The organism is Anaeromyxobacter sp. (assembly GCA_016718565.1).
In the GTDB taxonomy this organism is placed as follows: Bacteria; Myxococcota; Myxococcia; order Myxococcales; family Anaeromyxobacteraceae; genus JADKCZ01.
In genome coordinates, this window is record JADKCZ010000010.1 from 150851 (window position 1) to 175924 (window position 25074).

26 protein-coding genes are annotated in these 25074 nt (G+C 76.5%); 20 read left to right on the plus strand and 6 right to left on the minus strand.

Annotation, left to right across the window (positions count from 1 at the left end; genetic code table 11):
* Window positions 1-13: 13 nt before the first annotated feature.
* Window positions 14-163 (plus strand): hypothetical protein, encoded by a 150-nt coding sequence (locus IPO09_17365; protein ID MBK9519078.1) that lies wholly within the window; start codon window positions 14-16, stop codon window positions 161-163.
* A 17-nt stretch (window positions 164-180) separates the two neighbouring features.
* Here IPO09_17365 and IPO09_17370 read toward each other — a convergent pair whose 3' ends face one another.
* From IPO09_17370 to IPO09_17385, 4 genes are all read right to left on the minus strand, one after another.
* Window positions 181-1056 (minus strand): ATP-binding protein, encoded by an 876-nt coding sequence (locus IPO09_17370; protein ID MBK9519079.1) that lies wholly within the window; start codon window positions 1054-1056, stop codon window positions 181-183.
* An 11-nt stretch (window positions 1057-1067) separates the two neighbouring features.
* Window positions 1068-1739 (minus strand): hypothetical protein, encoded by a 672-nt coding sequence (locus tag IPO09_17375; GenBank protein MBK9519080.1) that lies wholly within the window; start codon window positions 1737-1739, stop codon window positions 1068-1070.
* Between the two features lie 39 nt (window positions 1740-1778).
* The gene (locus tag IPO09_17380) at window positions 1779-2381 is read right to left on the minus strand and encodes a hypothetical protein (GenBank protein ID MBK9519081.1); all 603 of its coding nucleotides are present in this window, start codon (window positions 2379-2381) and stop codon (window positions 1779-1781) included.
* 91 nt (window positions 2382-2472) lie between these two features.
* Complete coding sequence (locus IPO09_17385) at window positions 2473-3537, minus strand: serine/threonine protein kinase (GenBank protein ID MBK9519082.1); 1065 nt, start codon at window positions 3535-3537, stop codon at window positions 2473-2475.
* A gap of 20 nt (window positions 3538-3557) precedes the next feature.
* Here IPO09_17385 and uppS point away from each other — a divergent pair, with 20 nt between their 5' ends.
* The 11 genes from uppS (at window position 3558) to IPO09_17440 (ending at window position 14768) form a co-directional block, all read left to right on the plus strand.
* Window positions 3558-4406, plus strand: coding sequence for a di-trans,poly-cis-decaprenylcistransferase (gene uppS, locus IPO09_17390; GenBank protein ID MBK9519083.1), 849 nt, complete (start codon window positions 3558-3560; stop codon window positions 4404-4406).
* 8 nt (window positions 4407-4414) lie between these two features.
* A complete protein-coding gene (locus IPO09_17395; protein ID MBK9519084.1) occupies window positions 4415-5242 on the plus strand; it encodes a phosphatidate cytidylyltransferase in 828 nt (275 codons plus the stop codon).
* A gap of 49 nt (window positions 5243-5291) precedes the next feature.
* Window positions 5292-6437 carry a 1-deoxy-D-xylulose-5-phosphate reductoisomerase gene (locus tag IPO09_17400; protein ID MBK9519085.1) on the plus strand — a complete coding sequence of 382 codons (1146 nt, stop codon included), beginning with the start codon at window positions 5292-5294 and terminating at the stop codon, window positions 6435-6437.
* Between the two features lie 40 nt (window positions 6438-6477).
* Window positions 6478-8121, plus strand: coding sequence for a site-2 protease family protein (locus IPO09_17405; GenBank protein MBK9519086.1), 1644 nt, complete (start codon window positions 6478-6480; stop codon window positions 8119-8121).
* A gap of 12 nt (window positions 8122-8133) precedes the next feature.
* Window positions 8134-8901 (plus strand): tRNA (adenosine(37)-N6)-threonylcarbamoyltransferase complex dimerization subunit type 1 TsaB, encoded by a 768-nt coding sequence (gene tsaB, locus IPO09_17410; protein ID MBK9519087.1) that lies wholly within the window; start codon window positions 8134-8136, stop codon window positions 8899-8901.
* 138 nt (window positions 8902-9039) lie between these two features.
* On the plus strand, window positions 9040-9411 hold the full coding sequence (locus IPO09_17415) for a hemerythrin family protein (protein ID MBK9519088.1): 372 nt from the start codon (window positions 9040-9042) through the stop codon (window positions 9409-9411).
* Between the two features lie 36 nt (window positions 9412-9447).
* Window positions 9448-10980, plus strand: coding sequence for a site-2 protease family protein (locus tag IPO09_17420; protein ID MBK9519089.1), 1533 nt, complete (start codon window positions 9448-9450; stop codon window positions 10978-10980).
* Between the two features lie 76 nt (window positions 10981-11056).
* Window positions 11057-11956: a TIGR01777 family protein gene (locus tag IPO09_17425; protein MBK9519090.1), complete on the plus strand. Its 900-nt coding sequence runs from the start codon at window positions 11057-11059 to the stop codon at window positions 11954-11956.
* Window positions 11957-11972: 16 nt separating this feature from the next.
* Window positions 11973-12998, plus strand: a complete 1026-nt coding sequence (locus IPO09_17430; protein MBK9519091.1) for an aspartate-semialdehyde dehydrogenase — start codon at window positions 11973-11975, stop codon at window positions 12996-12998.
* Between the two features lie 151 nt (window positions 12999-13149).
* Window positions 13150-14061 (plus strand): fibronectin type III domain-containing protein, encoded by a 912-nt coding sequence (locus IPO09_17435; protein MBK9519092.1) that lies wholly within the window; start codon window positions 13150-13152, stop codon window positions 14059-14061.
* A complete protein-coding gene (locus IPO09_17440; protein ID MBK9519093.1) occupies window positions 14058-14768 on the plus strand; it encodes a hypothetical protein in 711 nt (236 codons plus the stop codon). The genes IPO09_17435 and IPO09_17440 overlap by 4 nt, the downstream gene beginning before the upstream one ends.
* Window positions 14769-14859: 91 nt before the next feature.
* Here the strand turns inward: IPO09_17440 and IPO09_17445 are convergent, their stop codons facing one another.
* A complete protein-coding gene (locus tag IPO09_17445; GenBank protein ID MBK9519094.1) occupies window positions 14860-15672 on the minus strand; it encodes a carbon-nitrogen hydrolase family protein in 813 nt (270 codons plus the stop codon).
* 110 nt (window positions 15673-15782) lie between these two features.
* Between IPO09_17445 and IPO09_17450 the strand changes: the two genes are divergently transcribed.
* Both IPO09_17450 and IPO09_17455 read left to right on the plus strand, forming a co-directional pair.
* Window positions 15783-16436: an excisionase family DNA-binding protein gene (locus IPO09_17450; GenBank protein ID MBK9519095.1), complete on the plus strand. Its 654-nt coding sequence runs from the start codon at window positions 15783-15785 to the stop codon at window positions 16434-16436.
* Window positions 16437-16495: 59 nt separating this feature from the next.
* Window positions 16496-18598 carry a tetratricopeptide repeat protein gene (locus IPO09_17455; protein ID MBK9519096.1) on the plus strand — a complete coding sequence of 701 codons (2103 nt, stop codon included), beginning with the start codon at window positions 16496-16498 and terminating at the stop codon, window positions 18596-18598.
* A gap of 10 nt (window positions 18599-18608) precedes the next feature.
* Here IPO09_17455 and IPO09_17460 read toward each other — a convergent pair whose 3' ends face one another.
* Entirely contained in the window at window positions 18609-20915 is a 2307-nt protein-coding gene (locus tag IPO09_17460) for a hypothetical protein (GenBank protein ID MBK9519097.1), read from the minus strand.
* A gap of 59 nt (window positions 20916-20974) precedes the next feature.
* Here IPO09_17460 and IPO09_17465 point away from each other — a divergent pair, with 59 nt between their 5' ends.
* The 6 genes from IPO09_17465 (at window position 20975) to IPO09_17490 (ending at window position 25064) form a co-directional block, all read left to right on the plus strand.
* The gene (locus IPO09_17465; GenBank protein MBK9519098.1) at window positions 20975-21895 is read left to right on the plus strand and encodes an alpha/beta hydrolase; all 921 of its coding nucleotides are present in this window, start codon (window positions 20975-20977) and stop codon (window positions 21893-21895) included.
* Window positions 21896-22010: 115 nt separating this feature from the next.
* Window positions 22011-22379, plus strand: coding sequence for a polymer-forming cytoskeletal protein (locus IPO09_17470; GenBank protein MBK9519099.1), 369 nt, complete (start codon window positions 22011-22013; stop codon window positions 22377-22379).
* Window positions 22380-22381: 2 nt separating this feature from the next.
* A complete protein-coding gene (locus tag IPO09_17475) occupies window positions 22382-22960 on the plus strand; it encodes a polymer-forming cytoskeletal protein (protein ID MBK9519100.1) in 579 nt (192 codons plus the stop codon).
* Between the two features lie 12 nt (window positions 22961-22972).
* Window positions 22973-23848 carry a ParB N-terminal domain-containing protein gene (locus tag IPO09_17480; GenBank protein MBK9519101.1) on the plus strand — a complete coding sequence of 292 codons (876 nt, stop codon included), beginning with the start codon at window positions 22973-22975 and terminating at the stop codon, window positions 23846-23848.
* Complete coding sequence (gene pyrE, locus IPO09_17485; protein MBK9519102.1) at window positions 23845-24405, plus strand: orotate phosphoribosyltransferase; 561 nt, start codon at window positions 23845-23847, stop codon at window positions 24403-24405. Before IPO09_17480 ends, pyrE begins: the two co-directional genes overlap by 4 nt.
* A gap of 11 nt (window positions 24406-24416) precedes the next feature.
* Entirely contained in the window at window positions 24417-25064 is a 648-nt protein-coding gene (locus IPO09_17490) for a hypothetical protein (GenBank protein MBK9519103.1), read from the plus strand.
* The last annotated feature ends 10 nt before the right edge of the window (window positions 25065-25074 follow it).

The window sequence follows — 25074 nt, forward strand, 5'->3', positions numbered from 1 at the left end:
CCACGGGGGAGAGATGACCACCACCAGGACCACCATCGCGGGACTCGACGGCGTCCCGCACCCGGTGGCGGGGCTCGACCTGCGCGCCCGCGCCCGCACCAGCCCCAGGGACGCCGCGCTGGCGCTGCTGGCCGCCGCCATCCTGCTGCTGGTGGCCTTCTAGGCGGGCCCGCCGGGCGGTCAGCGGCCCCAGAACCCGCCGGCGCCGTCCTTGCGCTTGTCCATGCCGGGGTCGAGCCGCACGAAGGTGCACATCTCGTTCAGGCGCGAGTAGATCCGGTCGCCCACCCGCTGCGCCAGCGTCAAGGCCTCGGCCTCGCGCTGGAAGTCCTTGGAGCGGGTCTGCACCAGCCGGCCGGGCTCCTCCGACGGCGCGCGCGGATCGAGGAAGTAGTTGGTGGCGAAGAGCGTGGCCAGCCCGCCGTTGAAGCGCCGGCTGATCAGCTCGTCGAGCATCGACCGCTCCCAGTCGGTGCCGCGCTCCTTGCCCAGCTCGTCGATGGCCAGCACCGGCACCGAGATGAGCGGCTTCAGGATCTCCATCTGGTTCCGGCCCGAGTCGAAGCCGGCCTTGATGTCGGAGAGCAGCAGCATGAACTCCACGTAGCGGCAGGCCACCCCCTTCTCGAGGGCCAGCCAGCGCAGCGTGGCCGAGAGCAGGTGGGTCTTGCCGCCGCCGGGCCGCCCGTAGAACAGGAACCCCTTGGACGGCGCGTCGGAGCGGAACTTGCGGGCGAAGTCCTCCGCCACCGCCTTGGCCGCGGCGTGGTCCGGGCTCCAGATCTTGAACCCCTCGAAGCTGGCCCGGGCCACCGCCGCCGGGATGCCCACCTTGTTGAAGAGGCCGATGCGGGCGTCGAGGTGGCGGCAGGCGCAGGGCTGGGCCACCGCCCCGCTGGGCCCCGGCACCAGCAGGTACCCCTGGCCGCCGCAGCGCGGGCAGGTGGCCTGGCAGACGCAGCGGCGCGCCTGGGCGGGCTTGCCCAGCACCTGCTCCACCACGTAGCCGGCGCCGCTGCACAAGGCGCAGGACGCGCTCTCCACTGGACCGGGCATGAGGGCTGCTTCTACACCGATCCGCGCAGGCAGGTCAGCCCCGCCTCGCGGGCCGCCTCCAGCAGCCGGCTGCGCAGCGCCTCCCGGTAGGCGCGGGGGCTCTCGCCGCGCCGGCGCGGGCCGCACAGCAGCCTGAGCCGCGGGCCCAGGCCGCCGCGCTCGGGGCGGGCCAGCCCGCCCAGCCAGGCCGCCAGGATGCGGGCGTCGGCCTGGGCCACCGCCGCCTCCACCCGCTCGAGCGGGGTGCCGCCGTAGTCGCCGGAGAGGGCCCGCCACGCCTCGCGGTAGCCGTCGCGTCGGTGGCCCTCGGCGGCGCGCCCGGCGTCGGCCAGCAGGGCGCGGGCCGCCGCCAGCCGGGACTCGGCCGCGCCCGCCTCGCCGGGTGGCGCCGGCGCCTCGCCCACCCGCTGGCGCTGGTAGGCGTTCCACTCGTCCTCCACCGCGAAGCGCAGGGCCCGGAGCGAGCGGGGCAGGGTGGCGCCGGGGGCGCGCTGCTCCACCAGCGTCTCCAGCCCCGTGCGCAGGCCGCGGCACACCACCGCCACCGGCAGGCCGCGCCGCTCCCACTCGGCCACCAGCTCCTGGTCGAGCGGCGAGATCATGAGGCCGGCGCCGCGGAGGCCGAGGAAGTACTCGGCCACCACGGCCTGGTAGGTGAGGGCACCGGCCGGCAGGTCCGACATGCGCCAGAGCCTAGCGCCCGGCTCCGACGCCGGGCCAGCCTAGCTGCAGGGCCCGGTGGGGGTGACGCTGCCGTGCGGGCAGTGGATGGTGGCGTTGGCCGCGCTCGCGGCGGCGAAGCCCAGGTGGTTGATGCGGCACTGCACCGTGTTGCCGGAGGTGGCGGTGGGGGTCCCGGTGGTGGCCAGGCCGGCGCAGGCGGTCAGGCAGGTGGCCTTGTCGGCGTGCAGCGCGAGCCCGCCGGTGCAGGCGGCCAGCGCCGCGTCGCAGTAGGTCTCGCACCAGCCGCCGCAGACGTTGCCGCCGCTGGCGCCGGCGTGCTTGCAGTGCACCGCCGGGTTGGCGGCGGCCAGGCCGACGTGGGTGGTGCGACAGGCCAGCGAGTTGCCGCTGGTGGCGGCGGCGGTGCCCTCGCTCCAGAGCTCCGGGCTGGTGCGGGCCCGGTTGCAGAAGGTGGTGCAGGCCGCCAGGTCGGCGTACTGCGCGTCGGCCGCCGTGCAGGTGGTGGCCATGGCGGCGCAGTATGTGTCGCAGCCGTTCGAGGCGGGCGGCGGGTCGCTGGAGTCGGAGCCGCAGGCGGCCAGGGCCAGGGCGGCGGTGAGGGCGAGGACGGGCAGGGCGAGCGTCAGGTGTCGGGAAGACATGTGGACCTCCACGGGGCGAGGTGCCCCCGTCAGTCCACCCGCCACCCAGGCCGGCCGCCCGCCCCCGGCGGGACGGACCCCAAGGTGGGCCTCAGGCCCCGGCTGCGCTGCGCCGATCCAGCAGCCCGAGGACCTCCCGGGCGCTGTCGAAGCGCGCCCCCGGGTCCTTCTCCAGGCACTTCTCGGCCAGCGCGGCCAGGTCGGGGTCCACGCCCGGGTTCACCTCGACCAGCGGCACCGGGCGGGCGTGCAGGATCTCGTGCCACAGCGCAGACGGGTCCTGCGAGACGAAGGGCGGCGCGGCGGCCAGCAGCTCGTAGAGGATGACCCCCAGGCTGTAGAGGTCGGCGCGCCCGTCCACCGGCTCGCCCTGCGCCTGCTCCGGCGACATGTACCGGTAGGTGCCCACCACCCGCCCGGTGCCGGTGAGCGGCTCGACGGCGTCCTCGGCGTACTTCACCAGGCCGAAGTCCATGATGCGGGCCTGCCGACGGTCGTCCACCATGATGTTGGAGGGCTTCAGGTCGCGGTGCACCAGCCCGTGGGCGTGCACGTAGGCCAGCGCCTGCAGCACCTGGCGCAGGGCGCAGCCGAGGCGCTCCAGGCGGCGCGGGCGGTTCAGGCCGGCCTGCTGGGCGGCGGTGAGCGGGGTGCGCACCACGGCCGGGGCCTCGGGGTGGGGCGCCGTCGGGACCGGGGGGTGGAACCCGGCCGGCGCGGTCTCCGGCTCGTCGAGCATGGTGGCCAGCGAGCGGATGGCCTCGGGCCCCACGTCGGGCGGTGGGCCCGACCCCGAGACCGAGAAGACCGAGGGATCGACGCAGGGCGGTGCCTGGGTGGCGTCCTCGTCGAGCGCGGGCGAGAGGAAGGCGCGCAGGTCGAGCCCCTCCACCAGCTCCATGGCCAAGTAGGAGTACCCCTCGAAGACCCCGGCCTCGAAGACGCGCACCACGTTGGGGTGGTCGAGCCGCGCCAGCACCTCGAACTCGCGGGCCAGGCGGCGGGCAGCCCGCGGATCCACCACCGGTGCGGGTCCCAGGACCTTGAGCGCGACCAGCCGGCCCGTCGCCCGATGGCGGGCCCGGTAGACCACCCCGATGCCGCCGCGGCCGATGACCGAGAGGATCTCCCACGGGCCGACGGAGCGAGGGACCACCGATCGAGCATGGAACGCCCATGGTCCCGGGTCAAACGCAGGCCCCAGGGCACCAGCGCGCACGCCCCCTCGGGGGTGGCCGGTCGGTGGGGCCGTGGTATAGGACGCCGGTGCCCGCCGCCACCCCTCCCAGCGAGCTCGAGGCGCGGGTCCGCGCGCGCCCCCTGCCGCGCCACGTGGCCGTCATCATGGATGGGAACGGCCGCTGGGCCGAGGCGCGGGGGCTGCCGCGGGTGGCTGGGCACCGCGAGGGGGCCGAGGCGGTCCGGGCCGTGGTCCGCACCGCCCGCCGCATCGGGCTCCGGGCGCTCACCCTCTACGCCTTCTCCATGCAGAACTGGGCCCGCCCGGCCGACGAGGTGGCGGCCCTGATGGCGCTGCTGGGGGAGTTCCTGCGCTCCGAGCGCGGCGACATCCGCGAGAACGCCATCCGCCTCAACGCCATCGGCGACCTGGCCCGCCTGCCGCCCGAGGTGAGGGGCCAGCTCGACCTGGTGATGGGCGAGAGCCGCGGCAACGGCGGCATGGTGCTGACCCTGGCGCTGTCCTACGGCGGCCGCGAGGAGCTGGTGCAGGCGGCCCGCGCCGCGGCGGCCGAGGGGCCGGTCACCGAGGCCGCGCTGGAGGCCCACCTGTGGACCAGCGGCCTGCCCGAGCTGGACCTGCTGGTGCGCACCAGCGGGGAGCGGCGCATCTCCAACTTCCTGCTGTGGCAGGCGGCCTACGCCGAGCTCTGCTTCACCGACGTGCTCTTCCCGGACTTCCGCGACGAGGCCTTCCTGGCCACCATCGCCGACTACCAGGGGCGCGAGCGGCGCTTCGGCCTGACCGGCGCCCAGCTGGCGGCGCAGGACGGGCCGGACCGGTGAGCTCCTTCCTGGCCGACCCGGAGAAGCGCCGGAACCTGTTCGAGCGGGCCGTGTCGGCCATCGTGCTGCTGCCGCTGGCCATCTGGCTCACGGTGGTGGGCGGGTACCCCTTCGCGGTGCTGATCGGGCTGGCGGCCGCGCTCTGCACCTACGAGCTGCTGCTCATGTCGGGCCCGCTGCTGGGGCCGGAGTGGTACGGCGTGCTGGTGGCGGGCGCCTTCCCCCTGCTGGCGGGGGTGAGCGGCTCGGGCGACCTCCTGCCCGGCTGGGCGGGGCTGGCCCTGGCCGGGGCCACCGTGGTGCTGCTCTCGCTGCTCCTGCTGCGCCACGAGGTGCAGGCCGACGTGCCGGCCCGCGCCGGGCGGGTGGCGGTGGCCTGGCTCTACTGCGGCGTGCTGCCGGCCTCGGTGGTGGGCCTGCGGCTCCGCTTCGGCTTCGACTTCGTCATCCTGGCCTTCGTGGTGACCTGGGCCAACGACACCTTCGCCTACTTCGCCGGCCTCTCCTTCGGGCGCCACAAGCTCTCCGAGAAGGTGAGCCCCAAGAAGACCTGGGAGGGGTTCTTCGGCGGGGCGGTGGGCAGCCTGCTGGGGGCCGCCGCCATGCAGCACTGGCGGCTGCCGGAGGAGCTGTCGCTGGGCGCGGCCCTGGCGCTGGGCGCCGGCGGCGCGGTGGTCGGCCCGCTCGGCGACCTGGTGGAGTCGCTCTGGAAGCGGGCCTACGGCGTGAAGGACTCGTCGCGGCTCATCCCCGGCCACGGCGGCCTGCTCGACCGCATCGACGCCCTGCTGTTCGTGGCCCCGTGGATCTACGTCTTCGCCGCCTACCTCAGGTGAGGCCCCCCGGGCGGGGCCCGGCGCGGCCGTGCTAGGGTCCCCCCCCGCCATGCGACGCGTCGCCATCCTCGGCTCGACCGGCTCCATCGGCGTGCAGGCGCTCGACGTCCTGGGGCGCTTCCCCGGCCGCTTCGAGGTGGTGGCGCTGGCCGCCGGCCGCAACGTGGAGCGGCTGGCCGCCCAGGTCCGCGCCTTCCGCCCTCGGCTGGTGGCGGTGGCCGACCGCGCCGCGGCCGCGGCGCTCCGCCCGCTGGTCCCGGCCGCCACCGAGGTGCTGGAGGGGGACGACGGCGTGGTGGCCGCCGCGGCCCACCCGGAGGTGGACTTCGTGCTGGCCGCCATCTCGGGGGGCGCCGGGCTGCGCTCCACCGCGGCCGCGGTCGAGGCCGGCAAGGTCATCGGCCTGGCCAACAAGGAGTCGCTGGTGCTGGCCGGCGAGCTGATGGTGCGGCTGGCCGGCCAGCGCGGCGCCACCATCCTGCCGGTGGACAGCGAGCACTCGGCCATCCACCAGTCGCTCGTGGGCCACAACCGCAGCGAGGTGCGCCGGCTGCTGCTCACCGCCTCGGGCGGCCCGCTGCGCGGGGTGCCGGCCGAGGAGCTGCCGCACGTCACGCCGGCCAGGGCCCTCAAGCACCCCAACTGGTCGATGGGCGACAAGATCACCATCGACTCGGCCACCCTCATGAACAAGGGGCTGGAGGTGATCGAGGCCCACTGGCTCTTCGGGGTGGAGCCGCGCCGCATCGACATCGTGGTCCACCCGGAGTCGATCATCCACTCGATGGTCGAGTACATCGACGGGTCGATGGTGGCGCAGCTGGGCGTCTCCGACATGCGCGGGCCCATCAGCTACGCGCTCGGCCACCCGGAGCGGCTGCCGCTCGACCTGCCGCCGCTCGACCTGGCCCGGCTGGGCCGCCTCACCTTCGAGGCGCCGGATCCGGCCCGCTTCCCGGCCTACACCCTGGCCTACCGGGCGCTCGAGCTGGGCGGCACGGCGCCGGCCGTGCTCTCCGGGGCCGACGAGGCCGCGGTCGAGGCCTTCCTGCAGGGGCGCTGCCGCTTCACCGACATCGCGGAGCTGTGCGGCGAGGCGCTGGAGCGCCACGCCGTGGAGCCGCTGCGCAGCGTGGAGCAGGCGCTGGCGGCCAGCGACTGGGGGAAGCGGGAGGCGGCCCGGCGGGTTACATGACCTCTGGCGCGGGCCCCGCCCGGCCATCCCTGGTGAACCCATGAGCCTCCTCTTCAACGTGGGCGCGGTCGTCCTCCTGCTGGGCGGGCTGATCTTCGTCCACGAGCTGGGCCACTTCCTGGTCGCCAAGGCGCTCTCGGTGAAGGTGGTCCGCTTCTCCATCGGCTTCGGCCCGCGCCTGTTCGGCTTCACCCGCGGCGAGACCGAGTACCAGATCTCGCTGCTGCCGCTGGGCGGCTACGTCAAGATGACCGGCGAGGACCCCACCCAGGACGTGGCGCCCGAGGACCGCGGCCGCGGCTTCCTGGAGCAGGCCCCCTGGAAGCGGCTGGCCATCTCCTTCGCCGGCCCGGCCATGAACCTGCTCTTTCCGGGGCTGCTCTTCGTGGCCCTCGGCCTGGCCCAGAACGGCGAGCTGGTGGCCGGGCCGGTGGTGGGCACGGTGGCGCCGGGCTCGCCGGCCGAGGTGGCCGGGCTGCAGCCGGGCGATCGCATCCGCTCGGTGACCGTGCCGGGGCGGCCGGCGCTGGCGCTGCGCTGGTTCTCCGACCTGCGCGACGTGGTGGCGCCGCACCCGGAGGCGCCGCTCACCTTCGTGGTGGAGCGCGGCGGGACCAGCCTGCCCCTCACCATCGTGCCGGCGGCCGAGGACGACTCCAACCTGGTGGAGCGGCGCACCCGCGGCGTCATCGGCGTCACCCCGGCCTACGCCACCGCCCTGGCGGCGCCGGCCCCGGGCCTGGAGAGCCCGCTGCGCCCGCTCGACCTGGTCACCAGCGTGGCCGGGCGCGAGGTGCGCCACGCCGGCGACCTGGCGGCGGCGCTGGCCGCGGCCAGCTGCCAGCCGGTGGCCATGGCGGTGCGGCGCGGCAGCGGCGCCGACCGGCCGGCGCTGGCGCTGCAGGCCGTGCCCACCTGCCTCCCGGGCGGCGGGCCGGCGGTGCTGCCGGCCGACCCCACCGTGGCCGCCTACCTGGCCCGGGTGGACGCCGGCTCCCCGGCCGCGGCGGCCGGCCTGGTGCGCGGCGACCGGCTCACCGCCGTGAACGGCCACCCGGTCCGCTCCTTCCGCGACGTCAACGCCCTGGGGCGCGAGTTCAAGCCCGGCGTGCCGGCCCTGCTCTCGCTCGGCGACGGCCGCGTCGTGACCCTCACCCCCGAGGGCGAGGCCTTCCGCGACAAGCAGACGCGCGAGGAGGGGACCCGCCCGGTGCTCGGCTTCCACCTGGAGGACCGGGTGGGGCTGGAGGTGGCCGGCCTGCTGGTGGAGGAGGTGACGCTGCACCGCGGCGTCGGCGAGATCGCCGGCCTGGCCACCCAGCAGCTCTGGGAGGTGGTGCGCCTCACCGTGCTCGGCCTGGGCAAGCTCTTCACCGGCGACATCAGCCTGAAGACGGTGGGCGGCCCCATCATGATCTTCTCCATCGCGGCGGAGGCGGCCGAGGCCGGGCTGGGGACCTACCTGTTCCAGATGGCGCTCATCAGCGTCAACCTGGGGCTCATGAACCTCCTGCCCATCCCGGTGCTCGACGGCGGCCACATCGTCACCGCGGCGCTGGAGGGCATCACCCGGCGCCGCCTCTCGCTGCGCACCCGCGAGCTGGCCAACTGGGTCGGCCTGGCGCTGCTGCTCACCCTGATGGTCTTCGCCTTCGGCAACGACCTGATGTGGCTGCGCGGGTAGGATGGCCCCACCGTGCTGGTCGCCGCCCTCGACACCGCCACCCTGACGCTCTCCTGCGCCCTGCTCGAGGTGCGCCCGGAGGGGGCCGCGGCGGCGGTGGAGGTGCTGGCGGAGCGGAGCGAGCACGCCCTGCACCGGCCCGGCGTCACCAGCGGGCACGGGGCGCGCCTGCCGGCGGCGCTCACCGACCTGCTGGTGGCCTGCGGGCGCCGGCTGCCCGACGTGGAGGGCTACGCGGTGGGCCTCGGCCCGGGCTCCTTCACCGGCCTGCGCATCGGCCTGGCCACGCTGAAGGGGCTGGCCTACGCCAGCCGCCGCCCCCTGGTGGGCGTGTCCAGCCTGGCGGCCATGGCGCTGGCCGCGGCGCCGGCGGCGGAGGCGGGGGCGCTCCTGGTGCCGCTGCTCGACGCCAGGAAGGGCGAGGTGTACGCCGGGTTCTACCGGCGCACCGGGCCGGACGAGCTGGCGCAGGTCCACGCCGACGCGGCGCTGGGGCCGGAGGCCCTGCTGGAGCTGCTGCGGGGGCTCCAGGGCGGCCTGGCGCCGCAGGGGTTCGGCGAGGGGTACGCCGCCCACGCCGCCGCCTTCCAGGGCCGGCTCACCGGGCTGGCCACCGGCGTGGTCGGCCCCGACGGCGCCGCGGTGGGCCGCCTGGCCGCCGCCGCGCTCCGCACCGCCACCTTCGACCAGGCGCGCCTCTCGGCGCTGGAGCCGCACTACGTGCGGGCCAGCGAGGCCGAGGTGCGGTTCCCGCAGGGGCTGGTGCCGCCGACGCCCTAGGCCGGGCCGGGGCACCCGCCACCCGGTGGGCGCGCGCCCACCCCACCCGGAGGGCGGCCGGCGCTGCTATGCTCCCGCCGCCGCCGCGCCGCCCCCTCCACCCTGGGCATGGACGCGGGCGGCGGAGGGGCGCCGCGCATGTTCACCTGGGATCCGATGCTGGAGACCGGCATCAGCGAGATCGACGAGCAGCACCGGCTGCTGTTCCGCAAGGCCGACGCGGTGGTCGATGCGCTGGAGGCCGGGCAGGGGGCGCACGACGTCAAGCGGACCATCCAGTTCCTGGCCGACTACGCCGCGCTCCACTTCGAGACCGAGGAGCGCTACATGCGCGCCGCCGGCTACCCGGACGCCGACGCCCACGCCGAGATCCACGCCCGCATCACCCGGCGCATCATGGAGGTGGCCGCCGACTACCACGCGCAGGGGGCCAGCCCGTCGCTGCAGAAGGACCTCGACGCCATGATCCGCGGCTGGCTGACCATGCACACCGCCGGCCACCGAACCTGAGCGCCCCCGCCCGGGCTCGTATACAAGAGCCCCTCCATGGAACCAGCCGTCTTCCGCCCCCGCCAGCGCGGCCAGCTCAAGCTCATCCTGCTCGGCGCGGCCGGCGGCTTCGTGCTCGGCCTGGCGGCCGGCATCCCCCCCTGGCTGGCCGCCCTGTTCGGCGGCGTGGCCGCCGCCATCGCCACCGCGGCGCACCAGGTCCGCGGGGTGCGGCTGGTGGCCGGGCCGGAGCGGCTGGAGGTGCTGGGCCGCGCCGCCCCGCTCTCGGCGGCCTGGGGTGAGCTGCGGCTCGGCTTCGGGCTCACCACCCGGCCGGGCGGCGACTACCAGCGCTTCGCCATCCTGGCCGACCCGGCCGGCCGCTCGGTGGCCTTCGGCGTCTTCGCCGGCCAGGGGCCCTGCGAGCCGGTGCGGGGCGCCGACGGGCAGCCGGTGGAGGTGGTCGACCTGGAGGGCGCGCCGGTGCTGCTGGCCATCCTGGTGCAGCGGGTGCCGGCCTGGCACGTGCTGCCGGACTGGCTGCGGGAGGTGGCCCAGCCGCCGCCGCTGGAGGCGACCGGGGACCCGACCTCGACCCCGACCTCGACCCCGACCTCGACCCCGACCTCGCAGAGCCACCACCAGGCCTCCCGCACCTCCCGCCTCGGCCTGCTGGCGCTGGCGGTCAAGCTGGGCGGCAAGCTGCTCGGCGCGGCGGGCAAGATCGGCGCCGGCGCCTTCAAGGCCGCCAAGGGCACCAACCTGGCCATGGCCGCCGCCTCCACCGCGGCCTACTCCATCCTCTTCAGCTGGCAGTTCGGGCTGCTCCTGATGCTGCAGCTCTTCGTGCACGAGTACGGGCACGTCCACGCCATGAAGCGCACCGGCATGCGGGTGCGCGGCATGTACTTCATCCCGTTCATGGGGGCGCTGGCGGTGACCGAGGACGCCTTCACCTCGCGCCGCCAGCAGGCCTACGTGGCCCTGAACGGGCCGCTCTGGGGCAGCCTGCTCACCCTCCTGCCGCTCGGCGCCTACCTCCTCACCCAGAACCCCTTCTGGGCGGCCACCGCCTCGGTGTGGGCCATCATCAACCTCTTCAACCTCATCCCCATCACGCCGCTCGACGGCGGGCGGGCGCTCAACGCGCTGGCCTCCTCGTTCTCGTCCTCGCTGGGCCTGGCGCTCGGCGTGCTCGGCCTGCTCGGCGCGGTGGCGCTCGGCACCACGCTCGGCTTCTCGCTCATCTGGCTGGTGGCGATCATGGGCGCCCTGGAGCTGGTGTCGGAGGCGCGGGCCAGCGCGGGCGGCCGGGCGCTGCGCCTGCTGCCCGAGGCGGGGCGCTTCGGGCCGGCCCACTACCAGTACCTCACCGCCGTGCTCGGCCCCCCGCCCGCCCGCGGCGCCGAGCTGCTCATGGCCCGCGACCTGGCCCGCATGGAGCAGGCCGGGCGGGTCGAGCCCATGGGCAAGCGGCAGGTCCTGGGCTACGGGCTGCTCTACGCGGCGCTGGCCGGCGCGCTGCTGGCCGTGGTCTGGTTCACCAGCCACCTGCCGGGCGCGGCCCAGGCGGCGCAGCTCCTCAGCTGAGCCCGGCGCCGCCCCCCTGGGCCCGCGCCAGGCGGCGGCACGGCGCCCGCGCCTCCGCCCCGTTACACCCACGGTCATGCACGTCTTCCTCACCGGCGCCACCGGGCTCATCGGCCGCTCGCTGTCCTCGCTGCTGCTGGCGCGCGGCCACGCGGTCACCGTCCTGACCCGACGCGCCCCCGCGGCCGGCGCGCTGCCGGCCGGCGTCGTCGCCGTGGAGGGCGATCCGGCCCGCCCCGGCCGCTGGCAGGAGGTGCTGGCCGGCTGCGACGCCTGCGTCCACCTGGCGGGCGAGCCGGTGGCCGGCGGCCGCTGGACCCCCGAGCGCAAGGCCCGCATCGAGTCCTCGCGGGTGGACTCGACGCGCCTGGTGGCCGAGGTGATCGCCGCGGGCGGCCCGGAGGTGCTGGTCTCCGGCAGCGCCGTCGGCTTCTACGGCTCGCGCGGCGACGAGCGGCTCGACGAGGCGGCCGCGCCCGGCGCCGGCTTCCTGCCGGAGGTGTGCCGGCGCTGGGAGGCCGCCACCGCCGCGGCGGAGGGGCGGGCCCGGGTGGTGCACGTGCGCACCGGCCTGGTGCTGGCGCGCCAGGGCGGGGCCCTGCCGCAGCTGGCCCTGCCGTTCCGGCTCTTCGCCGGCGGCCCCATGGGCGACGGCGCCTTCTGGCAGCCCTGGATCCACCTGCACGACGAGGTGGAGCTCCTGCGCCTGGCCCTGGAGGACGGGCGGGTGCGCGGGCCGCTCAACGCCAGCGCGCCCACCCCGGTGCGCAACCGCGATCTGGCGCGGGCCCTCGGCGAGGCGCTGCACCGCCCCAGCTTCCTGCCCACCCCCGAGGTGGCGGTGCGGCTGCTGCTGGGGGAGCTGGCCGACGTGGTCTTCGCCAGCCAGCGTATGGTGCCGGAGAAGGCGCTCTCGCTGGGGTTCACCTTCCGCTTCCCGGAGGTCGGGCCGGCCCTGCGCGACCTGCTCCGCTGAGGTAAGGTCGCCGGCCATGTCCAGCCGCCCCTTCTCCATCGCCCTGCTCGGCGCCACCGGCGCCATCGGCCGCGCCGTCCTCGAGGTCCTCGAGGACCGCGACACCCTGGTCTCCGAGGTGCGCCTGCTCGCCACCCCGGCCTCGGCCGGCCAGGAGATCGACTTCCGCGGCGACACCCTGACGGTGCGGGCGGTGGACCAGGGCGCCTTCCGCGGCTGCGACGTGGCCCTGCTGTGCGCCGGGGCCGAGGCCAGCCGCACCTGGGCGCCGGTGGCCCGGGCCGAGGGCGCGCTGGTGGTGGACGACTCGGCGGCCTTCCGCGACCGGGCCGACGTGCCCTGCGTGGTGCCCGAGGTGAACGGCGAGGCGCTGGCCGGCGCGGCCGGGCTGGTGTGCAACCCCGACCCCATCCCCATCCTGCTCTCGCTGATCCTGAAGCCCCTGCACGCCGCCGCCGGGCTGACCCAGGTGATCTGCGCCACCTACCAGTCGGTCTCCGGCGCCGGCCTGCGCGGCGTGGAGCAGCTGGAGCGCGAGGCGGCCGACCTGATGAACGGGCGCGAGCCGCAGCCGCCGGTGCGCATCCCGCACCGCATCGCCTTCAACCTGGTGCCGCAGCTGGGCGGGGTGGGGCCGGACGGCGTGGCGGAGGAGGAGGCCAGCATCGCCCGCGAGACCCGCCGCCTGCTCGGCCTGCCCGACCTGCCCGTCTCGGCCACCGCGGTGCGGGTGCCGGTCTTCTACGGCCACGCCGTGGCGGTGCACCTCGGCCTGGCCCGGCCCCTCTCCTTGGACGCGGCCCGGCTGGCGCTGCGGGCCGCCCCGTCGGTGAAGGTGCTCGACCAGCCGGCCGAGGGCGTCTACCCCATGCCCATGCTGGCGGTGAACGACGACGCGGCGCTGGTGGGGCGGCTGCGCGCCGACGCGGCGCTGCCCAACGGGCTGGCGCTCTTCGCCGCCATCGACAACCTCCGCAAGGGTGGCGCCACCAACCTGGTGCAGGTGGCCGAGGCGCTCATGGCGCGCCGCGCGGACGTCTGACAGTTTGGCAGCGGGCCCCCCGCAGACCGCCCCCGCTTTGCCAGATTGGCAGGCCGGCGGGTCGCCCGGCGCCGCGGTCTCCAAAAAGCCCCGTGACACCGGTGGGTTCTGGACTTGCGCCGGTGGCGTTCACCTTGCACACTCGAGCCCCATGCTCCGCCGATCCCTCCTCGTCGCCGCCCTCCTCGCGCCCCTGGCCGCGAGCGCGCAGACCGTCACCTTCTCGGACGCCGGCCCCTTCGGCGTGAACGACTGCCAGTCGGTGAACCCGGCCATCTCGCTGACCTGGACGGTCACCAGCACGGTGGCCATCGAGGCCAACTCGACCTACCGGATCGTGGCGCTCCGCTCGGGCGAGGCCTGCTCCATCGCCGCCCCGGTGCCGGCCCAGATCATCAAGAGCGGCCTGGTGGCCCACGTCGGCACCCTCGGGCAGACCGCCGCCGCCACCTACCCGGGCTACGACGGCACCTCCGCCGACACGCTGCACCTGGCCGACCTGGTCGCGGGCGCCAACCTGACCTGCACCGGCTCCACCAACCAGACCTTCACGGTCTGCGTGCAGCTCCTCAAGGCCGACAACACCTACGCGGTGAGCGCCTCGGGCACGCTCACCCTGGAGCGCGAGGCGCCGGCCCGGCCGGTCTCGGTGACGGCCTCGGCGGGCGACAGCGCCCTCAACGTCGGCTGGGCCGCCGGCACGGGCAGCAACACCAGCGCCGCGACCTACCGGGCCGAGGGCTACCCGTGCTCCAGCGCGACCGACACCGTCTGCAACTCGCCGCTGGCCTCGAGCAACACCACCGCCAACAAGAGCGTGCGCCTCGAGGGGCTGACGGTCGGCACCCGCTACCGGGTGGTGGTCTACGCGGTCTCGGCCGGCGGGGTGGACTCGCTGGCCTCGGATCCGGCCTACGGCGTGCCCATCACCGTCAACGACTACTGGGAGCAGTACAAGATCGACGGTGGCCGGGAGGAGGGCGGCTGCGGCGGCGGTCCGGCCGGCGCCCTCTCCCTCCTCGCCGTGGCCGGGCTGGCCCGCCTGCTCCGGAGGCGCTCGTGAGCGCCCGCCCGGCCCTGGCCGCGCTGGCGGCCGCCGCGCTGGCGCTCCTGCCCGGCGCCGCCGCCGCCGCGCCCTCGCCCTACACCGGCTCCTTCGAGCTGCGCACCGGGACCTACCGCCCGGCCCTCGACTCCGAGTTCGACGGGGCCGAGATCCCCTTCGAGAAGAGCTTCGGGGTCAAGCGGCCCTACGCCTTCCGGCTCCACTTCGCCAAGGCGCTGCCCTGGCGGCTGGGCGACACCAGCACCATCGAGGTGGGCGCCGGCTTCGGCTACTGGCAGGTGAAGGGCAACGCGCTCGACCCCAGCGGCGACCCCACCTCGGAGTCCACCGGGCTGCGGGTGCTGCCGCTGCAGCTGACCCTCACCTGGCGGCTCGACCTGCTGATGGACCGCTTCCACGTGCCGCTGGTGCCCTACGCCCGCGTCTCCCTGGACCGCTACCAGTGGTGGGTGACCGGGCCGGGCGGCAAGGCCGCCATGGACGGCGCCACCAACGGCTGGGCCTGGGGCGGCGGGGTTGGGTTCGTGCTCGACTTCCTCGACCCCGGCATGGCCCGCGAGATGGACACCGACTACGGCGTCAACCACACCATGGTGACGCTGGACGTCTCCCAGGCGGAGGTCAGCGACTTCGGCTCCGGCACGAGCTGGGACCTGTCGGACACCAAGACCACGCTGACCTTCGGGCTCCTGTTCGCCTTCTGAGCGGCCGGGTCGCCCCCCCCGTTCGCCCCGAGCGTCGCCTCGCCGTGGCGAGGCGAGGTCGAGGGGCGCCCGTCAGCCGACCGCGGCGCGCCTAGAGCTTGCGGTGCTTCAGCGCCGGCAGCTCCTGGCGCACCCGCTCCAGGCGGGCCCGGTTGAAGGGGGCCACGCACACCCCCTCGCCGTCGGCGCAGCGGGCCAGCACCACGCCCCACGGGTCCACCACCATGGCGTTGCCGAAGGTCTGGCGGTTGGCGCTGTGGCGCCCCACCTGGGCGGGCGCCAGCACGTAGGCCAGGTTCTCGATGGCCCGGGCCCGCACCAGCACCTCCCAGTGGTCCTTGCCGGTGAAGAGCGTGAAGGCCGCCGGGATGGAGATGACCTGGGCGCCGAAGCCGGCCAGCTTCCGGTACAGCTCCGGGAAGCGCAGGTCGTAGCAGATGGTGAGGCCGATGCGCCCCAGGGTGGTGGGCGCCACGATGGCCATGTCGCCCGGCACCACCACCTCCGACTCGGCGTAGCGCGCGCCGTCCGGGATGTTGACGTCGAAGAGGTGGATCTTCCGGTAGGCCGCCACCAGCGAGCCGTCGTCGGAGATGAGGGCGCTGGTGTTGGCGGTCTTCTTCGGGTCGGAGACCTTCTCGGCGATGGAGCCGGCGATGATGAAGACCTGCCGCCGCCGCGCCACCTCCCTCAGCGAGGAGAGGGTGGGGCCGTCCAGCGTCTCGGCCCCGGCCAGCCGCTGCTCCTCCGGCCCCATGAAGGCGAAGTTCTCGGGCAGGCCGACCAGCTTGGCGCCGAGGTCGGCGGCCTCGTTCACCAGGCGGACGGCGGCGTCGAGGTTGCGCGCCCGGTCCGCCGTGGAGGTCATCTGCGCGGCGGCGATGAGGTAGCTGGAGGGGGCCATGTCCCCGCCAATTTATCACGACCCGGGGTGCGCCTCGCCAGCGCCCGTGCGCCCCCGGGGCGGCCGCGGGGGTTTCGCCCCGGCGCGCTCGGCGCTAGGTTCGGGCCCGCATGAACCGCTACTACAGCACCCACGAGGCGGCCCGGCTGCTCGGCGTGTCGCTCCCCACCATCGTCAACTGGATCAAGGCGCGGCGGCTCCGCTGCCACCGCACCCCGGGCGGCCACCGCCGCATCGCGCGGGAGGACCTGGCGGCCTTCATGCTGCGCCACGGCATGCCGCTGGCGGCGGAGCTCTCCGACGCCGCCCCGCCGCGCCGCAAGGTGCTGGTGGTGGGGGAGCTGGGGCCGGCCCGGGAGGGGGTGGCGCTGCAGCTGGCGCAGGGCGGCTGGTCGGCCGAGGTGACCTCGCCCGGCTTCGCGGCCGGCGCCACGCTGGCCCGCTACCAGCCGCACGTGGTGGTGCTGCTGGCGCCGCGCGCCGACGGCGGCGAGACCCTGGCGGCGCTGCGGGCCGACCGCGAGGCCGGCGCCACGCCGGTGGTGGCGGTGGGCCACGCCGACTGGAGGGCCAGCCTGCTCACGGCCGGCGCCAGCGCCGCCCTGGCCAGGCCGCTGGCGGCCGGGGCCCTGGCCGCCGCGGTCGACGCCGCCGTGGGCGGGGTGGACGAGGACGCGCCCCCGCCGGAGCACGCCGCCGGGGCCATGGACGACCCCAGGCCGGCCCCGCGGCGCAAGGCCACCCCTCGGAAGAAGGCGCGGTGACCCGGAGCGGCGTCGCGTTGAAGGGCGACCGCCCCGCCGCTACCATCCCTGGGGTGAGGATGCCGCAGGCACCGACGAGATCCCTGGCCGCCGCGCTGGCGCTGGCGCTGTGCGCGGCCTCGGCCGGAGCCGCGACCGCGACCCCGACCGCGACCCCGACCGCGACCCCGACCCCGACCCCGACCCCGACCCCGACCCCGACCCCGACCCCGACCCCGACCCCGACCGCGACCCCGACCCCGACCCCGACCCCGACCCCGACCCCGCCCTCGACCTCGACCCCGACCCCGACCCAGCCCGCCTCCCGCGCCCGCCCCGACCCCGACGCCATGCGCGAGGTCCGCGGCACCCCACCTTCCGGCCACCTCACCTCCCCGCGCGCCGTGGCCCACTACCTGGCCGCCCGCCGGCTGGCGGTGGCGGGGGACCTCCCGGCGGCCGCCGAGGCGCTGCGGCTGGCGGTGGCCTACGACGATGCCAGCGCCGAGCTGCGCGCCGCCCACGCCGAGGCCCTGGCGCTCACCGGCCGGATGGAGGCCGCCGAGGGCGAGGCGCGCCGCGCCCTCTCGCTGGACGGCGAGGGGCGGCCGGCCACGGCGGCGCACCTCTTGCTGGCCCGCATCCACGCGGCCCGGCGGGAGCACGACCAGGCGGCGCAGGCGCTGGCGGCGGCCCAGGCGGTGGAGGGGGCGCGGGTGCGCGCCGGCGAGGCCGGCGACGCCGAGCCCTGGCGGATGGCCTCCGAGCTGCGCCTGGAGGCGGGGGACCTCGACGGCGCGCTCAGGGTCCTCGACGAGGGCGTGGCCCAGGTGGGCACCGACGGCATGGGCTATCGCGAGCTGGGGCGGGCGCTCCTGGAGCGGCGCGACCTGGCGCGCGCCGAGGCGGCGCTCGAGAAGGCCCTGGCGCGGAGCCGGGCCGACGCCGAGACCTGGAAGCTGCTGGCCGAGGTGCACGAGGGGCTGGGCCGCCCCGAGGAGGCCCGCCGCGACCTCCTGGCCCTGCTGCGCCTCGACCCCGACGACGAGGACGCCCTGCTCGGCATGGGCCGGCTGGCCCTGCGCCAGGACGAGGTGGTGGTGGCGGGCGAGTGGTTCGGCCGCCACCTGGCGCTGGCCGGCGAGGCCTGGGAGGCGCACCTGCGGGTGGCCTTCGAGTGGCTGGACGCCGCCCACCCGGCCCAGGCGCTGGCGGCGGCGCGCCAGGGGCTCGTGCTGCCGGCGGCGGGGGCCCGGCTGCGGCTGGTGGAGGGGCTGGCGCTCCAGGAGCTGCGGCGCTGGGACGAGTCGGCCGCGGCGCTGGGGCAGGTGCCGGTGGGCGCCGGCGACACCTGGTTCACGGCCCGGGCGGCGCAGTCCTACGCGCTCTCCCGCGCCGGGCGCCACGCCGAGGCCGCGGCCGCGCTCGACCCGGCGCTGGCGGCCCGCCCGGGCGAGCCGCGCCTGGTGGCGGCCCGGGCGCTGGTGCTGGGCCGCGCGGGGCGGGCCGGGGAGGCGGTCGAGCAGCTCCGGCTGGTGGTCGCCGAGCGGGAGGCCACCGGCGACCTGGCGGCGCTCGCCGAGCTCTACCCGGCGCTGGCCGAGGGGCTGGCGCGGGCCGGGCGGGCCGGCGAGGCGGTGGCGGCGCTGGAGGTGGCGGTGGCGGCCCACCCGGGCGAGCAGGCGCTGCGCTACGCTCTGGGGGCGGCCTACGAGCGGGCCGGCCGGCCCGACGACGCCGTGGCCCAGCTGCAGGTCCTGCTGGCGGTGGCGCCGGACCACGTGGAGGCGCTCAACTTCGTTGGCTTCACCTGGGCCGAGCAGGGGGTGCGGCTGGAGGAGGCCGAGGCGCTGGTGCGCCGGGCGCTCCGGGCCTCGCCGCGCAGCGGGCACATCGTGGACTCCCTGGGCTACATCCGCTCCCGGCGCGGCGACCACCAGGAGGCGGTGAGGCTGCTGGAGCAGGCCGAGCAGCTGCTCGGCCCGGATCCCTCGGTGCTGGATCACCTGGGCGACGCCTACCGCGGCGCCGGCCGCGCCATCGACGCCCAGGCCGCCTGGCGGAGGGCCCAGCGCAACCTGGGCGACGAGCCGCCGGCCGAGCAGGTGGCGCTGCGCGCCACGCTGGAGCGGAAGCTGCGCGAGCTGGAGGCCGCCCAGGAGCGCAGGCCGGTGGCGCGGTAGGTGGAGGGGCTCACAGCCTGACCTCCCGCACCCCGCCCAGCACCACCTCGCGCTCGGTGGGCGCCACCCCCGCCGAGCCGCGCCCGTCGCTCACCAGCCAGGGCGAGGCCTCCACCTCCCCGTTCAGCCCGGCCGCGTAGGGCAGCCGCAGGGTGGCGGTGCCGTCCGGCGCGGCGAAGGCGTGGGTGGTCCAGGCCACCTGCCGGCCCGCGCCGGTGCGCAGCCGCGTGGAGGCCGCCACCCGGGCCCCCGGCGCCGCCCCCGCCACCCGCAGCGTCAGCCCCGGCACCACCTGGAAGAGCTTGAACATCGGCACGCCCACCTGCTGCCAGAAGGAGAGGGAGGGGCCTTCGCCCAGCAGCCGGAAGCCGCCCAGGGCGGCCGGCCCGTCGGGCAGGAGCCGCCCGTCGCCGTCACCCCACATGCCGTCCCAGAGCCAGAGCCGCGTGGCCACCAGCATGCGGAAGGCCGGCAGCACCCGGGCGGTGTTGATGAGCGCCTGGTCCGGGCTGGTGCGCACCACCGGCAGGGCGTCCGGGGGGGCGAAGGCCAGCAGCGAGACCACCTCGTCGAGCGGCTCGTGGATCACCACGAACCCCACCCGCCGCTCGGCCAGCAGCGCCTCGGCCTGCTGGCCGTCGGTGGACCGGTGGAAGGCCGCGTCCACCTCCAGCGCCCCGGCGCCGCCCTCGACGCCGAACGGGCTCGACACCACCGGCCGCCCGGACCAGTAGCGGACGTCGTGGCCGTAGCTCCAGGGCGCCAGCACCGCCTCGCGGCCGGCCGGGGAGGGCGTGCGCCCGGCCAGCCGGGACAGCGGCGCCAGGTCGGTGGTGCGCCCCGGCGAGTGGGCCGCGTAGCTGGCCTGGAGGATGGAGGGCAGGGCGGGCGCCAGCAGGAGCGCCGCCGTGGCCACCCCCGCGGCCGGGCCCGGCCAGCCCGGCGCCGGCCAGCGCGCCGCCAGCGCCGCCGCCACCTCGCGCGCCACCAGCGCGGCGGAGAGCGCCTCGGCCACCGAGAGGTAGATGGCGAAGCGGTTGCGCGCCCAGCCGATGACCAGCGTGAAGAGCGCCGTCACGCCGAACAGCAGGATGGGCCCGCGCGCCTCCGGCGCGGCCCGCCGCCAGCGCCGCCAGGCCAGCGGCAGCGCCGCCACCACCGCCAGCGGCGTGAGCCCGTGGTTGGCCAGGATGGCGCGCAGGTCGTCCGCCGGGGCGCCCAGCCCCGAGGGGAGGAGCGGCCGGAACTCCATGATGGTGCGGTACCAGCCGCGCGCCGCCAGCATGGTGAGGCCGCGGTCGATGCCGTCGCGGCTCCAGGGGAGCACCACCAGCAGCGCCGCCGGCAGGAGCAGGGCGGCGGCGGCGGTGGCCACCCGCTCGGGCCAGCCGGCCTGCGGGCGCAGGCGCCGCGCCGCCGCCAGCGCCGCGCAGGCCAGCGCCGTCCCGGCCACCAGGGTGGGCTGCAGCCCGGTCAGCCCGGAGAGCCCGGCGGTGAAGAGGTTGGTGGTGGGGGCGAGCAGCGCCACCGAGCCGGCCAGCAGCACCGCCCCCGCGCCCAGCGCCCCGGCGAGCCTGGCCGCGGTGCGCCCGGGGGCCTGGTCGCCCGGCGCGCCCAGGGCGTGCCCCGCCGCCGCGAACCCGGCCAGCAGCGCCAGGTAGAGCACGCTGCCGTTCCAGTTCCAGAAGGCCAGGACCACCGCCGCCGCCAGCAGCGCCCCGGCGCGCCCGCCGCCGCCCGCGGCCAGGCGCGCCGCCCCCAGCACCACCAGGCCGAAGAGCAGCGGCTCCAGGGCGTGCTGGTCCGGCCGCCCCAGCGACGACAGCATGGCGTGCGAGGGGAGGAGGGCCAGCGCCAGCGCCGCGTCGAGCCAGGGCCGTCCGCCCAGGAGCGCCCGGCCCAGGAAGGCCACCAAGAGCACCATGAGCGCGCCGAGCAGCGCCGGCACCACCAGGGCCACCACCTCCAGGGTGGCCCGGTCCGGCACCCAGCCGCCGTTGGCGGCCGCGCCGGCGCCGGCCAGCAGCACCGCGAAGAGGGGCGGCCAGGGCACGTCGGCGCCGAGCGGGAAGTTCAGCCCAGGGTCGCGCCAGGTGGCCGAGAGCCCCTGGTCGAGGAAGCGCTCCGCCTGCAGCACCTGGTAGAGCGGGTCGCCGTCGCCCAGGAAGCGCGGCTCGGGGCCGCCGAGGACCCAGGGCCAGGTGGCCAGCCGCGCCGCCAGGCCCAGCGCCACCACCGCCGCCAGCAGGGCCGCGCGGGTGGCGCGGCGGTCGAGGAGGTGGCGGAGGGCGGCCATGCCGGAGGCGGAGGAGATCACATTTCCGGCGCGCCTCCAAGGTTGACTCGACGACCACCCCCGCCTAGCGTCCGCGCACCATGCCGGTCCCGGCGTTCCCCTCCGCGTCCGAGGCGTCGCACGAGGAGGGCTTCCTCAACTCGGGCGACCACCTCCGCCTCTACTGGCAGCGCTACCGCCCCCCGGCGCCGCGCGCCACGGTGGCGGTGCTGCACGGCGGGGGCGACCACTCCGGCCGCTACCCGGCGCTCACCAGCGCCCTGTGCCGCGCCGGCTTCGAGGTGGCGCTGCTCGACTTCCGCGGCCACGGGCAGTCGGACGGGCGGCGCTGGCACGTGGACGCCTTCTCCGACTACCTGGCCGACATCGACGCCTTCCTGGCCCGCCTGTGCCGCGACGGCTACGCCGGCAAGCTCTTCGTGGCGGCCCACAGCATGGGGGCGCTCATCGCGGCCCGCTGGGGGGTGGACCACTGGCGCGAGCCGGCCGGGTTCGTCCTCTCCTCGCCCTACCTGCGCCTGGCCCTGCGCCCGCCGCTCATGAAGGTGATGGCGGCGCGGCTCATGGGGAAGGTGGTGCCCTGGCTGCCGGTGGCCACCGGGCTCGACCTGGCGGCGCTCACCGCCGACCCCGAGCTGCAGGCCTGGACCGCCCACGACCCCCTCTACGGCCGCACCACCACCCCGCGCTGGTTCGACGAGGCCACCCGGGCCCAGGCCGACGTGGCCGCCCGGGCCGAGGAGTTCCGGGCGCCGCTGCTGGTGCTGGTGGGGGGGGCGGACACCATCGCCGATCCGGCCGCGGCCCGGCGCTTCGTGGAGGCGGCGCGCTCCCGCGACCGCACCCTGGTGACCTACCCCGGCTTCCGCCACGAGCTCTTCAACGAGGTGGAGCGCGACCGCCCCATCGCCGAGGCGGTGGCCTGGCTGCTGGCCCGCAGCGGCGCCGCGCCTGCCACACCGGCGGCGGGTGTGCGCTCGCCCGCGGGTGAAAGCCGTTGACCTGCCCCGGAGCGGGCCCGTATCCTGCCCGGCGTTCCCCGACCAGGCGTTCTCGTGGCGCGCGACGCGCCGCTCTCGCTCGGGGTGCGGTTCCTTCGAGGGAGGCTTCAGGGCCATGGCAGGCATCGAGAAGGCGAGCGCGCCGCGCAGCGGCGCGCACACCGTCATCGGGAGCTCGATCGTCATCGACGGCGAGATCTCCGGCGACGAGGACCTGGTCATCCAGGGCACCGTCAAGGGCAAGATCGCGCTGAAGGAGAGCCTCTTCGTGGAGGCCTCGGGCGTCATCGAGGCCGACATCGAGACGGCCAACGTCGAGGTGAGCGGCAGCGTCACCGGCAACATCGCCGCCACCGAGAAGGTCGAGCTCAAGGCCGCCTGCTCGGTGACCGGGGACATCCGGGCGCCGCGCATCCTCATCGCCGACGGCGCGGTGTTCAAGGGCAGCGTCGACATGGACGTCAAGGAAGCGAAGGGGAGGTAACCATGGCGACCAGCGACGGCACCACCATCATCGGCGAGTCGATCCTCATCAGCGGCTCCCTGGCGGGCGACGAGGACCTGACGGTCCGCGGCCGCGTCGAGGGCACCCTGACCCTCACCCGCACCCTGGTGGTCGAGCCGACCGGCCAGGTCAAGGCGGAGGTGCAGGTCAAGAACTGCATCATCGCCGGCGTGGTGGTGGGCAACGTGACCGCCACCGAGTCGGTGGAGATCACCAAGGAGGGGCGCATGGTGGGCGACATCGCCGCCCCCCGCGTCATCATCGTGGACGGCGCCTCCTTCCGCGGCCGCATCGACATGGGTGAGGTGGACACCGGCGCCGAGCGCCCGCGCGCCGCCGCCGCCGCCACCAGCGGCGCCAGCCGCCCGGCGCTGCCGACCCGCCAGTTCGGCCGCCCGTCGGCCCCGCGCCCGGCCGCCGCGCCGGCGCCCCGCGCCGCCGAGCCCCGCGTGGTGGAGGAGAAGGTGGCCCCGGCCGCCGCGCCGCGCCCCCTGGTCCCGCCCGCTCCCGTCGCCATGGGCGCCGTGAAGCGCAAGGTCCTCGTCAAGACGAAGAAGTAGCCGGGGCCCGCCGTGGAGCTCGTGCCACGCACCACGGCGCCGCTCCACGCCACCGGCGCCGTCGAGTTCATCCCGCTCGAGGCCATCGCCGCCGACGCCACCTTCCGGCTCCGGGAGGTCGGCGACGTGGCGCTGCTGGCCGGCTCCATCGCCCGACTGGGCCAGCTCGGCCCGGTGGAGCTGCGCCCGCTGGCGGGCGCCGCCGAGGACGACCCGGCGCAGTTCCAGGTGGTGGCCGGCTTCCGCCGCCTGGCGGCGGTGCGGCTGCTGGGCCGCACGCGGGTGCTGGCCCGGGTGCACGACCGCCTCGACGACGAGGACGCCTGGGCGCTGGCGCTGGTGCAGGCGCTGCTGGGCGAGCCCCTGGGAGAGCCGGAGCTCTCGGCCCTGGCGCGCCGCCTGGCCGAGGGGCACCTGGCCCCGTGGGCCGAGGGGCTGCTGGAGGAGGCGCGGGTGCGCGCCCCGGTGGCGCCGGAGCAGCGCGAGGCCTTCCTGGCCTTCCTGGAGGGGGCTCCGGCCGCCCTGTCCGGCGCCGGCGCTCCAGGCGACGACGGCGGCGCCACCGAGGACGCCGCCTCCGACGAGGCGGCCGATCGCGACCTCGAGCCCGCCGCCGACCCCTGGGACCCCGGCCTGGACGCCGACGCCGCCGCCGCGCCGGCCGGGCCGGCGGCGCCCGCGGCCACCCCCGCCGACGCCGCCCCGCAGGAGGTCACCCCCGAGGAGCTGGCCGCCGACCTGGCCGGCCGGCTCTGGCAGCTCAACCAGGACCTCTCGCTGGCGGTGGACGCCTGGGACGAGCTTCCGGAGGACGCCCGCCGCATGATCGTGGAGCAGGCCCGCTACCTGGCGGAGCTCTACCCCTACCTCACCGGAGGACGTCGATGAGCCTCGAGACCGATCGGGCCCGCCTGCTGGAGCTGCTGCGCACCCTCTCCTTCGAGCGGCGCAAGGTCACCCTGGCCTCCGGCAAGGAGAGCGACTTCTACGTGGACTGCAAGCGGACCGCGCTCACGGCCGAGGGGCACGTGCTGGTGGGGCGCTGCCTCTTCGCCGAGGTGCGGGCCATCCAGCCGCTGGTGCGGGCCGTGGGCGGGCTGACGCTGGGGGCCGACCCCATCGCCTCGGCCATCGCGCTCACCAGCTTCCTGGAGGGGGCGCCGGTGGACGCCTTCATCGTGCGCAAGGAGCCCAAGGGGCACGGCACCGGCCAGTGGATCGAGGGGCGCAAGACCATCCCCGACGGCAGCCGGGTGGTGGTGCTGGAGGACGTGGTCACCACCGGCGGCTCGGCGCTCAAGGCCATCGAGCGCTGCCGGGCCGAGCGGCTCGAGGTGGTGGCCTGCCTGGCGCTGGTGGACCGCCTGGAGGGCGGCCGCGAGGCCATCGAGGCCAGCGGCGTGCCGCTGCGGTCCGCCTTCACCCGCCAGGACTTCCTGCCGTGACCGCCCCCGGGCTGACCCGCCGGGCCGCCGTGGCCCTGGCCTGCGCCCTGGCGCTGGCCGGCTGCGGCGCGGTGCAGGGCGTCCGCTCCCGGCTGCCGCCGCGCCAGCCGCGCCCCGGGCCCGAGGCCAGCGCCTACAAGGGGCTGCGCGACGCCGCCTCCCGCAGCGCCCGGCTCTACGACGGGCTGGTCCACCGGGCCTCGCTGAGCGGCACCTGGCTCTCCCCGCCGGTGCGCCAGGCCGGCACCCGCCAGCTGGGCGAGTGGCTCTCCTGGACGCCGGCGGAGCTGGAGGCCGCGCTGGCGGCCGGCGACGCCGACGCCGCCCGCGGCGAGGAGTTCGTGCTGGCCCTCTACACCGCCGACCCCGCGCACAACGACCTGGACGCCAGGCCCTCCACCTGGCGCGCCGAGCTCGACGACGGCACCGACCAGGCGGCGGCCACCGAGGTGGCCTTCGAGGAGTCGAACCCCGCCACCATGCAGCTCTTCAACTACGTGGGGAAGTTCGACAAGGTCTGGCGGGTGCGGGTGCCGTGGACCGGCGCGCCGCTGGAGGGGCGCCCCTTCGTGCTGCGGCTCTCCAGCGCCCTGGGGTCCATGGTGCTCGACTTCGGGCCGGGCGGCCGCAAGGCCGAGCGGCCGCACCAGTCGCCCTGAGCGACCGCGC

What these genes read in the sequence shown, in the direction of transcription:
- IPO09_17375 (MBK9519080.1), bottom strand. Translation starts at nt 1,739, where the DNA reads ATGTCGGACCTGCCGGCCGGTGCCCTCACCTACCAGGCCGTGGTGGCC.
- IPO09_17435 (MBK9519092.1), top strand. Translation starts at nt 13,150, where the DNA reads ATGCTCCGCCGATCCCTCCTCGTCGCCGCCCTCCTCGCGCCCCTGGCC.
- IPO09_17365 (MBK9519078.1), top strand. Translation starts at nt 14, where the DNA reads ATGACCACCACCAGGACCACCATCGCGGGACTCGACGGCGTCCCGCAC.
- IPO09_17400 (MBK9519085.1), top strand. Translation starts at nt 5,292, where the DNA reads ATGCGACGCGTCGCCATCCTCGGCTCGACCGGCTCCATCGGCGTGCAG.
- IPO09_17450 (MBK9519095.1), top strand. Translation starts at nt 15,783, where the DNA reads ATGAACCGCTACTACAGCACCCACGAGGCGGCCCGGCTGCTCGGCGTG.
- IPO09_17415 (MBK9519088.1), top strand. Translation starts at nt 9,040, where the DNA reads ATGTTCACCTGGGATCCGATGCTGGAGACCGGCATCAGCGAGATCGAC.
- IPO09_17465 (MBK9519098.1), top strand. Translation starts at nt 20,975, where the DNA reads ATGCCGGTCCCGGCGTTCCCCTCCGCGTCCGAGGCGTCGCACGAGGAG.
- IPO09_17470 (MBK9519099.1), top strand. Translation starts at nt 22,011, where the DNA reads ATGGCAGGCATCGAGAAGGCGAGCGCGCCGCGCAGCGGCGCGCACACC.
- pyrE (MBK9519102.1), top strand. Translation starts at nt 23,845, where the DNA reads ATGAGCCTCGAGACCGATCGGGCCCGCCTGCTGGAGCTGCTGCGCACC.
- IPO09_17380 (MBK9519081.1), bottom strand. Translation starts at nt 2,381, where the DNA reads ATGTCTTCCCGACACCTGACGCTCGCCCTGCCCGTCCTCGCCCTCACC.
- IPO09_17420 (MBK9519089.1), top strand. Translation starts at nt 9,448, where the DNA reads ATGGAACCAGCCGTCTTCCGCCCCCGCCAGCGCGGCCAGCTCAAGCTC.
- IPO09_17430 (MBK9519091.1), top strand. Translation starts at nt 11,973, where the DNA reads ATGTCCAGCCGCCCCTTCTCCATCGCCCTGCTCGGCGCCACCGGCGCC.
- IPO09_17405 (MBK9519086.1), top strand. Translation starts at nt 6,478, where the DNA reads ATGAGCCTCCTCTTCAACGTGGGCGCGGTCGTCCTCCTGCTGGGCGGG.
- IPO09_17445 (MBK9519094.1), bottom strand. Translation starts at nt 15,672, where the DNA reads ATGGCCCCCTCCAGCTACCTCATCGCCGCCGCGCAGATGACCTCCACG.
- IPO09_17425 (MBK9519090.1), top strand. Translation starts at nt 11,057, where the DNA reads ATGCACGTCTTCCTCACCGGCGCCACCGGGCTCATCGGCCGCTCGCTG.
- IPO09_17455 (MBK9519096.1), top strand. Translation starts at nt 16,496, where the DNA reads ATGCCGCAGGCACCGACGAGATCCCTGGCCGCCGCGCTGGCGCTGGCG.
- IPO09_17370 (MBK9519079.1), bottom strand. Translation starts at nt 1,056, where the DNA reads ATGCCCGGTCCAGTGGAGAGCGCGTCCTGCGCCTTGTGCAGCGGCGCC.
- IPO09_17475 (MBK9519100.1), top strand. Translation starts at nt 22,382, where the DNA reads ATGGCGACCAGCGACGGCACCACCATCATCGGCGAGTCGATCCTCATC.
- uppS (MBK9519083.1), top strand. Translation starts at nt 3,558, where the DNA reads ATGGTCCCGGGTCAAACGCAGGCCCCAGGGCACCAGCGCGCACGCCCC.